The sequence below is a fragment of the Acinetobacter sp. NBRC 110496 genome (assembly GCF_000876115.1).
Taxonomy (GTDB): Bacteria; Pseudomonadota; Gammaproteobacteria; order Pseudomonadales; family Moraxellaceae; genus Acinetobacter.
Map to the genome: position 1 here is coordinate 209,060 of NZ_BBTF01000002.1, position 10,356 is coordinate 219,415.

The 10,356-nt window shown below is 37.9% G+C and carries 12 protein-coding genes and 1 pseudogene; 9 read left to right on the top strand and 4 right to left on the bottom strand.

Annotated elements, in window-relative coordinates:
• The first annotated feature begins 279 nt into the window (after positions 1-279).
• Entirely contained in the window at positions 280-1,050 is a 771-nt protein-coding gene (locus tag Aba26S_RS02240; protein WP_043969933.1) for a hypothetical protein, read from the top strand.
• 81 nt (positions 1,051-1,131) lie between these two features.
• Here Aba26S_RS02240 and Aba26S_RS02245 read toward each other — a convergent pair whose 3' ends face one another.
• Entirely contained in the window at positions 1,132-1,449 is a 318-nt protein-coding gene (locus Aba26S_RS02245; protein WP_005270556.1) for a multidrug efflux SMR transporter, read from the bottom strand.
• A gap of 202 nt (positions 1,450-1,651) precedes the next feature.
• Positions 1,652-2,095 carry a BLUF domain-containing protein gene (locus tag Aba26S_RS02250; RefSeq protein ID WP_043969934.1) on the bottom strand — a complete coding sequence of 148 codons (444 nt, stop codon included), beginning with the start codon at positions 2,093-2,095 and terminating at the stop codon, positions 1,652-1,654.
• A gap of 460 nt (positions 2,096-2,555) precedes the next feature.
• Here Aba26S_RS02250 and Aba26S_RS02255 point away from each other — a divergent pair, with 460 nt between their 5' ends.
• The 4 genes from Aba26S_RS02255 to Aba26S_RS02270 all read left to right on the top strand — a co-directional run bounded on the left by Aba26S_RS02255 (position 2,556) and on the right by Aba26S_RS02270 (position 5,145).
• The gene (locus Aba26S_RS02255) at positions 2,556-3,149 is read left to right on the top strand and encodes a LysE family translocator (protein WP_043969935.1); all 594 of its coding nucleotides are present in this window, start codon (positions 2,556-2,558) and stop codon (positions 3,147-3,149) included.
• Positions 3,150-3,196: 47 nt separating this feature from the next.
• Positions 3,197-3,406, top strand: a complete 210-nt coding sequence (locus tag Aba26S_RS02260) for a hypothetical protein (protein ID WP_005241455.1) — start codon at positions 3,197-3,199, stop codon at positions 3,404-3,406.
• A gap of 287 nt (positions 3,407-3,693) precedes the next feature.
• Complete coding sequence (locus Aba26S_RS02265; protein WP_026040127.1) at positions 3,694-4,419, top strand: sulfite exporter TauE/SafE family protein; 726 nt, start codon at positions 3,694-3,696, stop codon at positions 4,417-4,419.
• 138 nt (positions 4,420-4,557) lie between these two features.
• The gene (locus Aba26S_RS02270; RefSeq protein ID WP_043969936.1) at positions 4,558-5,145 is read left to right on the top strand and encodes an isochorismatase family protein; all 588 of its coding nucleotides are present in this window, start codon (positions 4,558-4,560) and stop codon (positions 5,143-5,145) included.
• A gap of 95 nt (positions 5,146-5,240) precedes the next feature.
• On the opposite strand, the gene Aba26S_RS02275 is transcribed toward Aba26S_RS02270, so the two are convergent.
• Both Aba26S_RS02275 and Aba26S_RS02280 read right to left on the bottom strand, forming a co-directional pair.
• Positions 5,241-6,113 (bottom strand): NAD(P)-dependent oxidoreductase, encoded by an 873-nt coding sequence (locus Aba26S_RS02275; RefSeq protein ID WP_043969937.1) that lies wholly within the window; start codon positions 6,111-6,113, stop codon positions 5,241-5,243.
• A gap of 3 nt (positions 6,114-6,116) precedes the next feature.
• Positions 6,117-7,202: an alpha/beta fold hydrolase gene (locus tag Aba26S_RS02280; protein ID WP_005241460.1), complete on the bottom strand. Its 1,086-nt coding sequence runs from the start codon at positions 7,200-7,202 to the stop codon at positions 6,117-6,119.
• A gap of 135 nt (positions 7,203-7,337) precedes the next feature.
• On the opposite strand from Aba26S_RS02280, the gene Aba26S_RS02285 reads away from it, so the two are divergent.
• From Aba26S_RS02285 to Aba26S_RS02300, 4 genes and pseudogenes are all read left to right on the top strand, one after another.
• The gene (locus tag Aba26S_RS02285; RefSeq protein WP_005241461.1) at positions 7,338-8,525 is read left to right on the top strand and encodes an O-succinylhomoserine sulfhydrylase; all 1,188 of its coding nucleotides are present in this window, start codon (positions 7,338-7,340) and stop codon (positions 8,523-8,525) included.
• A gap of 12 nt (positions 8,526-8,537) precedes the next feature.
• Positions 8,538-8,867, top strand: coding sequence for a YbaB/EbfC family nucleoid-associated protein (locus tag Aba26S_RS02290; RefSeq protein ID WP_004662103.1), 330 nt, complete (start codon positions 8,538-8,540; stop codon positions 8,865-8,867).
• An 83-nt stretch (positions 8,868-8,950) separates the two neighbouring features.
• Positions 8,951-9,547: a recombination mediator RecR gene (gene recR / locus Aba26S_RS02295; protein ID WP_005241464.1), complete on the top strand. Its 597-nt coding sequence runs from the start codon at positions 8,951-8,953 to the stop codon at positions 9,545-9,547.
• A gap of 287 nt (positions 9,548-9,834) precedes the next feature.
• Positions 9,835-10,356, top strand: a pseudogene (locus Aba26S_RS02300) (ribonuclease D); the annotation flags it as partial.

Genomic DNA, 10,356 nt, shown 5'->3' on the forward strand with positions numbered 1-10,356 from the left:
TTAAAATTTTATCAAAATGGGCATAATTTTATTGATTCATATCACACTTTTATCTATATTTAGCCTGTTGTTTGATAATAACTAAACAACAATAACCTTCGTTCAGCGCAAAAGAATTAAGGGGAAGCCCACTCATTAGAGTGGGCTTTTTAATTACTTACAATAGATGAAAAATACCAGCTAAATTCCACATATATCGGTAGATTTTTATTTTTATATGTGACAAAGGATGATCAATTTGCTATAAGAAAGCCCTAATTTATAACAAGTGGTAAATTCATGAAAAAATTGGTATTTATAGGGTTTTTAGGGTTGAGTTTGACTGGATGCGGTGGTGGTAGTGACTCCACTTATGTACCAATAGATAAAGATAATAATGGTAATGGCGGTTCTCATAATGCTGAAATCCAAGGTGTTTATTCTGGTTCGACGAGTCAGGGCCAAAGTGTTACTGGAATTATTGAAAAGAACAATAAATTTTGGTTTTTATATACACCACCATACCAGAACGTAGTCTCAGGTTTTATGAGTGGCGATTTAAAAGTGACAGGTAAAGTAGCACAAACGACCAATGGTAAAGACTACTATTTTGCTGGAGCAACCAGTTCTAATACCTCAATTATGGCCAATGCTGAAACTAAAAAAAGTCTAAATGGAACGATCGCTTATTCGGGAATGAATCAAGTCACTTTTAATACTACATATGATGCAAGCTTGAGCGAATCTTCAGCGAAGCTATCTGATATCGTTGGTACTTATAATGGTACTTCGGCAATTGTACAGGGTGTAGAAAAAGCTACTGTTTCGATCACGAGTAATGGTGAGATTTCTGGACGTGGAATAAGTGGCTGTACCTTTACCGGTAAGGCAACAACCATTCCTGGTGCTGCGTATTTTAAATTGGATTTATTATTTGGATATTCTCAATGTTATATGGCAGGTCAGGCCGTAAGCGGAATTATCTACTATAATAAAACCAATAGGGCATTCTATGCTGCAGCTGAAAACAATAGTAGACAAAATGCTGTACTATTTCTAGCGACCAAATAATTTTGCTTATTATTGAGTATAAAAGACCATCTATGCAGATGGTCTTTTAATTAGGGGGATAAACATTTCACTTATTCAGAATTAGTTTGTAGTCACTTTCATCAGTACTACACCGAATATGATGGATGCTGCTGCTAAAAGGCGTAAAAATCCCATGGGTTCATGTAAGAAGAAAATCCCAATCAGAAATGCACCGACAGCGCCAATTCCCACCCAAATCGTATAGGCAGTGCCCAAAGGGAGTGTTTTCATCGCAACGGCTAATAGACCGAAGCTTAAAATCATAAAAACAATCGTAATGATGCTAGGCGTAAGCTTGGTAAAACCGTCGGACATTTTCATTGAATATGCCCATACAATTTCAAAAATACCAGCTAAAATTAGATAAGCCCAAGCCATTTCGACACCTCATTTTATTAATATTTTAGGTCGTCCTAAAGCTTGAAATTTGAATAAAGAGGTCGTCCTCTTCGTTAGATATATAAGCACTGTTAAGCAGTTAGTTCAATTTCTTTTTGTTAAATTTTATTCCAGTTGGTAAAAAGGTACCTTTAAGACAGATACCTTTTTAGATCATTATCATGAATAAAAAGCTCATTCACTACGAAACATAAGCTTTTACATCATATTCAGGCTCTCCAGCCAAAACAGAAACAAATTTCTCGACAGTTTCGGCTGTTAACAGATAAGGATTAAATTCTTCTAAATGGTACTTCATGAAAAAATCTGAAATGTTCTGATTAACAGGTGAGAACTTCATCGACCATTGTGAAAAAAATTGATTCTCGCATTCAGTGTAATAGAGAATTTCGCAATTGATATGTCGTTCATCTTTCACAATTTTGTTATAAAATAAATCATCAACGATGTTCTTTTGACCTTCTAAACATTGTACAAAATAGCCGTGACCATAATATAAAACACCTCTGACATCGTGACGATAATTAAAATCTACAGCCTCATCGAGGATCTTAATCAAATCTGTTTTTAAGTTTGAGTCAATATTCTTAATTTTGCTTACGTATAAAAGTCTGACAGACTTCATCAGTTTTGCTCATTTTTAAGGTTGAATTCTTGTTATATAGAAAAAACAAAAGCTTGTATACTTGAGTCTGTAACTGGAACTTCAGCTTTCGTAAATAATACTCTTTTAACAACCTGTTAAAGTATAAAAATAGAAAAGCAGTTAATCATTATTTTCACTTTTAGAATTGATGTTGGTGTGAATCTTTTACTTAAATTTTAGCGATGGGTTTTGATCCACCATCATCTTATTAAATGAACTGAAATGATGTCTATCTACATGGAATTGTTGGGTAAATGTGACTTTTATCACAAACTTGAAAAAGATATCTTAAATTGTTAATTAAACAGATTAAACGGTAATGCTTTGATTTTAGATATAAAAAAATAGGCGTAATATTTTTCGTTACAACCATTTTGTCGACAACTGCTGATTTATTTTGCCATATTGCGTTTGCGAAACTTAGCAAAGGTATTTGTCTATGGTGTCATTTATGTTTATTGGTTTGATCATTACGATCTTGCTAACACCTGGTCCAACGAATACATTATTGGCTTCGTCGGGAATCCAGACAGGCATTAAACGTTCATTGAAATTGATCCCTGCGGAGGTGGTTGGTTATTTCATAACCATTACAACATGGGGCTTTTTACTTGAGTCTGTTTCACATTATGTGCCTTGGTTACCACCGCTAATCAAACTACTCAGTGCAACTTTTATTATCTATTTGGCAGTTAAATTGTGGCTTACGTCTACAAAAGAACTGGATTTGAGCCAACCTTTGATTGCGTCTAAGGCTTTATTTGTAGCGACTTTACTGAACCCTAAAGCTTTATTATTCGCTTCAGCCATTTTTCCACACACTGCTTGGCTTAACCTACATGAATACGTTGTTCATATGGGTGTATTCCTGGCTTTAATTACTCCGATTGCTTTTTTATGGATTGCATTTGGATCTATTTTAATTTCAAACAAAATCTCTTGGCTGAATCAACGCAATTTACAACGCTCAGCAGCATTTGTTTTAACTTTCTTTGCGATGCCGCTGGCTTATTCAGCAATTTCATCGTTCTAAATTTTCGTTTTGCTGCTGTATTTAAAATTTAAAAAGAGGAGTTTTTTATGAACAATATAAAAATTAAAGTAAAGGATCAATTTGAGGCCGAAAAGATCGCGACAGCTAAAGTAAAAGTTGCTAATGATCAAGAAATTCCCTTGTTTAAGCGTATTGAACATATTGAAGTTGAGGGTGAAATCCTTTTACCCAATATCGATTTACTTTTTGAAAATCCCAAAGATGGTACTATTTATCGATATGTAGGGACGGTATAGTTTCACAGTCTGTAAGGTCAACCCATGCTTAGGCATGGGTTTTTATTGGTCTTTTCCTCATAATGTTAATTCGAATTACGTCCATTTATCTGTTTTTAATCACTTATTTAATTAAGAATGTATACTGTTTGTTCAATTATAAAAATAAGTTAATAAATGAAAAAGATCGTGTTAGGGACTATTGTGAGTCTAATGAGTACAGGGAGCACTTTTGCGGCTTGCAACGTAGTTTAATTCAACAGCTAAAGTATTATAGAATCGAGACAATTATCTTTGTGTTTTATCCTATGATCTATGTTGCACTTGCCTTGATTGGCGTTCTTTCGGGCTTGATTAGCGGCATTGTCGGTACAGGATCATCGATCATTTTATTGCCTATTTTAGCGTATATTTTTGGTGCGAAGCTTGCAGTACCAATTATGGCAATTGCTTCTATTATGGGAAATATTTCTCGTGTTGTGATGTGGCGTAACGAATTAAATATTAAAGCTTTCTTATTATTTATCAGTCTAGGTATTCCAGCAACTGTATTTGGTGCAAATACACTTTGGGTTATGTCTCCATTTCTTTCTAATCTATGTATTGGTCTATTTTTCTTATGTCTTATTCCGATGCGGCATTATGCAAAGCATCGTAATTTTACTTTGAATGCTTGGCAAATGGTGGTTGCTGGAGGGGTGCTCGGATACATTACGGGGATCGTGTTTTCTACAGGACCTTTATTGCTGCCAATTTTTAATGGTTTTGGCTTAATAAAAGGTGGGCTTTTAGCAACCGAAGCAGCAGCTTCCTTCGCAATTTACCTGACAAAAAGTCTAACTTTTGGGGTACTAGGTGTTTTACAGCAAAATATCTTAATTGCAGGGGTTGCAGTGGGCACCTCTTTAATCATTGGTAATTATATTGGTAAAACCTTTGTATTGAAAATGTCAGATCGAACCTTTAATTTTATGCTTGATGCGATGCTTTTGATTGCAGGTGGTTCTATGTTGTTTTCTATTTTTCTACACTAGGGAAACTTAACTCATATGGATTCGTTATAGAGCAGAAAGGGACTAAAAAGAGTACATAAAATTGGGTATTTTTAGTCTTAAACTGGAGAGTTTTCAAAATAGATGAAAATAATAAATAATTAAAACCAATATGTTAAATTGCATTCGAAGCATAAGGAGATCGCTATTTCAACCAAAATTCATGTGGTCGACGCATTGATTGTCGTGGATGTACAAAATGCTTTTGTGTCAGGTATAGATGCTGTACCCGAATCAGAACAGTTGATTGTATCCATCAGTATTTTACTTGCTAAAGCAAGATCTGCCCACGCGCCAGTGATTTTTCTGCAAAATGATGGAGATGAAGGAGCTATAGATGAGCCATTTCAAACAGGTTGGGCATTATTTTTTCCTCCGCTGTCAAATGAGTTTGTCGTACGAAAATATGAGGACAATGGTTTTGATGGAACATCACTCCAGAAAATTCTGGACGAACTAAAAGTTAAGTCTTTAGTAATATGCGGTGTATTGTCCGAAATGTGTGTGGCTGCGACTGCGCGTGAAGCAATTGCACTAGGTTATGATGTGTTGTTAGCGCATGATGCGCATGCGACGTATGATGTACCCGCAGGGCCAGGATCGGAGGGTGTACCTGCTGCTATGGCAGCCAGAGCAGCAGAATGGTCATTGGGTGATGAAGTTAGGATTTGTGGATCAGTGAATGAAGTGGATTTTTATGCTGATTGATATAAAGACTAATATAAATAAGGCCCGATATATTAAAAAACCACTCAATAGAGCGGCTTTCATATTGGCAAAAGAGTTTTTACACGAGAACTTGCTTATTTCAGCGTAATTTTAGTCCACGATTCATACATTTTCACGGCTGCTGAGAAGTCACTATCTGCTTCAGCGGTTAAATTCGCTGCCTGAATCAAGCTTTGCGTTAAAGACAGGATAGGTGCAGGAAGTTTTGCATCCTTGACTAAATCAAGAGCGATACCTGTATCTTTTGCAAGTAATGGAAGTCCAAAAGTTACAGGGAACTCACGGCTAAGAACACGCTGCGGAAAAATCGTTTCTGTGACCAGACTTTTACCACTCGATGCATTGATACAGTTCAGCGCTGCATCAAGGTTGACACCATGTGCTTTTAAAGTACTAAAGCCTTCAGCAACAGACCATAAATTCACAGCAAGCAACATATTATTAATGGCTTTTACCGCAAAACCAGCGCCAGATTCCCCCACATGTTGAATCAATTTACCGACTGCTGCCATTGCTGGATAGGCACGCTCAAAGGCATTAACATCCCCGCCAACCATCACAGTTAAGGTCGCATTTTCTGCGCCAACAGTTTGACCACTTACAGGTGCATCTAGAAAATCGATATTTTGTACTTTGAGTTTCTCTGCCAAACGGCGAGCTGTCTCGGGTACACCACTGGTACAGTCAATCCAGATGGCACCTGATTTAATTGAAACATCTTCGATGAGTTTCTCAACATCATCACTGGTGGGTAGGCATGAAAAGATAATATCAGCCTGAACCGCTTGTGCAAGTTCAACTGCTGTAGTCCCATATTCTGTTGCATGCTGTTCAGCTTTACTAAAATTTCGATTCCAGACATAGACCTTCTCGAAATATTTAGGCAAATGCGCCGCCATACGATAGCCCATAGCGCCTAAACCAATAAATGCAACAGATTGAGTCATAGCTTACCTTTTTATATGTGTCGACCGTTCGGCTAACCATGTTGTCAATGTTGGCCAGAACTCGATTGAACTGTTTTGACTGGACATTAAACCTAAGTGCCCACCAGGGATAAGAGTAAACGTGACATCTTGGCTACTTGTCAACTGGGTCAGCGGAAATGCAGACTCAGCAGTCACGAGCTGATCACCTTTTCCTGCGCCGACGAATAGAGAACAATTAATATTTTTCAGCTCGATGGTCTTGTTCTTGAGTTGAATTGCACCATTTTTTAACGGATTTTGTAGCCAGACATTAAACAGCATGTCTTGATTTACACCACCGGGGTAATCAATCATATTATTTAAGAAATGACTAAGCGTTGCATCTTCTTGTACCAGCTTTAGATTATCCAAGTTTTTCAATAACTGGATATTGCCATCAATCCAGCCTTTCGGATCTAATAGTTTGAATCCAAGCGAGTTTAGGAAGCCAGGTGAATGAATCATTAATTTCGGTAAACGGTTATAAATATAGTCTTTAATGGTCGGATTACGGCTAGTCAGATAAGCCAAAGTTTTGTATAGCTTGCCAATATAACCCGAAGCATAGCTGTCGATCGGGCTACCTAAGACCACAAGATTTTTGACTACACTCGGTTGATGTCGTGCGGTATAAAGGGTGACGAAAATTCCTGCCATGCTCCAACCATGCAGCGAAATTTTTTCAGATGTAGAATGTTGCTGAATAGCTTCTATGCATTTTGGAATAAACTTATCAATAAAAGATAGAAAGTTAACCTGATAGTTTTTATACGTAAGCTTGCCCCAGTCAATCAGATAGACATCAAAACCACTTTCCTGAAAATGCTTTACCAATGAACGATAAGGATATAAATCATAGATATCCATATTAATGGCCAAAGGTGCAACAAATACCAATGGTTCTTTATAGCGTTTGTTCTCTGATGCGTAGAAACGCACACAGGTCTGTTTAAATTGAGCAATCACTTGATACGGCGTAGATTGAGACAAAACCAGTTTGTCTGCATCGAAGACACGCATAGCTAGATGTTTAAAATTTATTTTTTGCTGTTCCACAAGCGATTTCATCTTAGAAAGTCTCATCATGAGTCAAGATTGCACGAAGTCTAAGCGATAATTTCATCTTACGCCTTGACCTTAAATACCTTAGGCGCTCAAAATATTGGCACATTTCGACATTATGATCATAAGGCATACAGAACGATGAATCCAAGCGATGATTTAGAATACCAATTAGAAACACTGGCAATTCGCACAGGGCATGATCGGACCTCTGAAGGTGAGCATAGTGAACCAATCTTCCTGACCTCATCATTTGTGTGTGAAAGTGCGGCTGATGCTGCAGCAAAATTTTCAGGACAAATCGCAGGGAATACTTATTCACGTTATACCAATCCGACTGTACAAGCATTTGAAAAACGCTTGGCTGTATTGGATGGTGCAGAACGTGCGGTTGCAACCAGTTCAGGTATGGCAGCGGTACATGCCATGTGTATGGCCTATTTAAAAGCTGGCGACCATGTGATTTGCTCTCGTGCAGTATTTGGTTCAATCATTGCCTTATTTGAAAAATACGTTGCAAAATTTGCAGTCGAAGTGACCTTTGTGGATTTGGGTGATTTAGAAGGCTGGAAACAAGCCATTCGTCCAAATACACGTATTTTATTTATCGAAACACCATCTAATCCATTGGCCCAAGTGGGTGATATGCAGGCGATTGCCGATATTGCCCATGCCAATGGGGCTTTATTTGCAGTGGATAACTGTTTCTGTACACCGGTATTGCAACAGCCGATTAAGTTTGGTGCAGATTTAGTACTTTATTCAGCAACCAAATATATTGATGGCCAAGGTCGTGCCTTGGGTGGTGCTGTTGTCGGAAAATATGATTTGCTTGAGGAAGTAAATGGTGTGATCCGTACTTTAGGTAATTCGATGAGTCCATTTAATGCATGGATTTTCTTGAAAGGCTTAGAGACGCTTAGCATTCGTATGAAAGCCCATTGTGAAAGTGCTCAAAAATTGGCGGAATGGTTACATCAGCACGAAAAAGTTGAAAAAGTGTATTACGCAGGTCTACCTGATCATCCAGGCCATGCGCTTGCGAAAAAACAGCAAAAAGGCTTTGGCGGTGTTGTATCTTTTGTAGTGAAAGGTCAACGTGAAGGCGCTTGGACGGTGATCGATAATACACGTTTCTTATCAATTACCAGTAATTTGGGTGACGTTAAGTCAACAATTACACATCCAGCAACGACCTCACATGGTAGAATGTCGGCTGAAGCTAAACAAGCTGCAGGAATTGAAGAAGGTTTGATTCGTGTGTCTGTTGGTTTAGAAGACATTGATGATATTATTCGCGACATATCACGCGGTTTAGATTTAATTTAACGAGAGAGACTTATGAACATTAATATGCTCATGCAGCAAGCTCAGCGCATGCAAAAAGATATGGAATCAAATCTTAAAAAAGCCAAAGAAGAGCTTGCAAATACTGAAGTTCACGCTGAAGCAGGCGGTGGTTTAGTTAAAGTGACGATGACTTGCCGCAATGTAGTGAAGCGTATCGAAATTAGCCCAGACTTGCTACAAGACGAAGCTGACATGATTGAAGATTTGATTGCTGCGGCAATGAATGATGCAGCTCGTCAAGCTGAAGCAATTTCTGAAGAGAAATTACAAGGTGCAAATTCAGGTATGGGCTTACCACCAGGCTTATCTGGTTTATTTTAAATCCCTCCCAGCCTCCCTTTAATAAAGGGAGGAGTACCCCTCTTTAATAAAGAGGGGTTAGGGGAGATTATGAGAGTTGATTTGTGTTTAGTGAACGATTTGAACAATTAGTTCAAGCATTACGTATATTACCAAGTGTTGGTCCGAAATCAGCACAGCGTATGGCATTGCATTTATTAATGAAAAATCGTGAAGGTGCATTTGCTTTGTCACATGCCCTACATGAAGCGTCGAGCCATATTCATGAGTGTCGTATCTGCCACTCGCTCACCGAAAATGAAATATGTGATATATGTGCTTCAGCAGAACGTGATGAGCAACTGTTGTGTGTGGTTGAATCTCCTGCTGATGTAATGGCGATTGAACAGAGTGGTAGTTTTCGCGGAAAATATCATGTTCTTGGTGGACATTTATCGCCACTAGATGGAATTGGTCCAGAAGAGATTGGTATTCCTTATCTGATTCAACGTCTCAGTGCAGGGCAGATTCAAGAGGTCATTTTGGCAACCAATGCTACCGTAGAAGGGCAAGCGACAGCACATTATCTGGTTGAAGCCACTAAACATTTGCCTATTCATATGACCCGTATTGCACAAGGCGTACCTCAAGGCGGTGAGCTGGAATATGTCGATAGCCATACCTTAAGTCAGGCTGTACATAACCGTATGCGAATGAAATAATAGGCTTCATTCGCATTTTTTTATATTTATATTAAATTCATGCTGTTAATTTAAACAAATAATTAAATTTTACATTTTGTCTAACATTATCGTAGATCAATTTATTGTGATTTGTGGCACTATTATCAAGCGAAAAGGATTTTCGTTTTTTGATAAAATGGGTAGAGGAGTGATTTCATGTCGTGTATGTGGAATACCAATTAATTTTTTGTATTTTTCAGTTGAGCAATGACTGACATTTGGCAGTTTTATTGCACATGGTTCTTTATTATTTTATTTGAGCACACATGTTTCAGTTTATCCAACAGCAACAAGATTTAGCTGTTCTCCTCAAACAGATGGAACAGTGTTCTGTCTACGCCCTTGATACCGAGTTTATTAAGGTTGATACCTTATACCCTAAACTTGGTGTTTGCCAAATCAATTTAAATGGTCAAATTCTATTACTTGATGGTGCAGCATTAGATCTCAGTCATTTTTGGCCAAAGATTTTCGCGGCTCAACAGAATATTTTTCATGCCTGTGGTGAAGATATTGATCTGATCTATCATTATGCCGATCAAAAACCACTCAATAATGTGTTCGATACGCAAATTGCGTTGGCATTTCTCGGACATGGGCTTCAAGTTAGTTATCAAAACGCGCTTAAAACCTGTTTGAATATTGAGATTGAAAAAGATCAGACCCGTTCAGACTGGCTTGCGAGACCTTTGACACAAGAGCAGATGTGCTATGCGGCAAATGATGTCATCTATTTAAGCAAACTTGCAGATGCACTGAAAACAGATCTGAAAGCAAAAGGGCTGTAT

What these genes read in the sequence shown, in the direction of transcription:
- Aba26S_RS02240 (WP_043969933.1), top strand. Translation starts at nt 280, where the DNA reads ATGAAAAAATTGGTATTTATAGGGTTTTTAGGGTTGAGTTTGACTGGA.
- Aba26S_RS02245 (WP_005270556.1), bottom strand. Translation starts at nt 1,449, where the DNA reads ATGGCTTGGGCTTATCTAATTTTAGCTGGTATTTTTGAAATTGTATGG.
- Aba26S_RS02250 (WP_043969934.1), bottom strand. Translation starts at nt 2,095, where the DNA reads ATGAAGTCTGTCAGACTTTTATACGTAAGCAAAATTAAGAATATTGAC.
- Aba26S_RS02255 (WP_043969935.1), top strand. Translation starts at nt 2,556, where the DNA reads ATGGTGTCATTTATGTTTATTGGTTTGATCATTACGATCTTGCTAACA.
- Aba26S_RS02260 (WP_005241455.1), top strand. Translation starts at nt 3,197, where the DNA reads ATGAACAATATAAAAATTAAAGTAAAGGATCAATTTGAGGCCGAAAAG.
- Aba26S_RS02265 (WP_026040127.1), top strand. Translation starts at nt 3,694, where the DNA reads ATGATCTATGTTGCACTTGCCTTGATTGGCGTTCTTTCGGGCTTGATT.
- Aba26S_RS02275 (WP_043969937.1), bottom strand. Translation starts at nt 6,113, where the DNA reads ATGACTCAATCTGTTGCATTTATTGGTTTAGGCGCTATGGGCTATCGT.
- Aba26S_RS02280 (WP_005241460.1), bottom strand. Translation starts at nt 7,202, where the DNA reads ATGAAATCGCTTGTGGAACAGCAAAAAATAAATTTTAAACATCTAGCT.
- Aba26S_RS02285 (WP_005241461.1), top strand. Translation starts at nt 7,338, where the DNA reads ATGAATCCAAGCGATGATTTAGAATACCAATTAGAAACACTGGCAATT.
- Aba26S_RS02290 (WP_004662103.1), top strand. Translation starts at nt 8,538, where the DNA reads ATGAACATTAATATGCTCATGCAGCAAGCTCAGCGCATGCAAAAAGAT.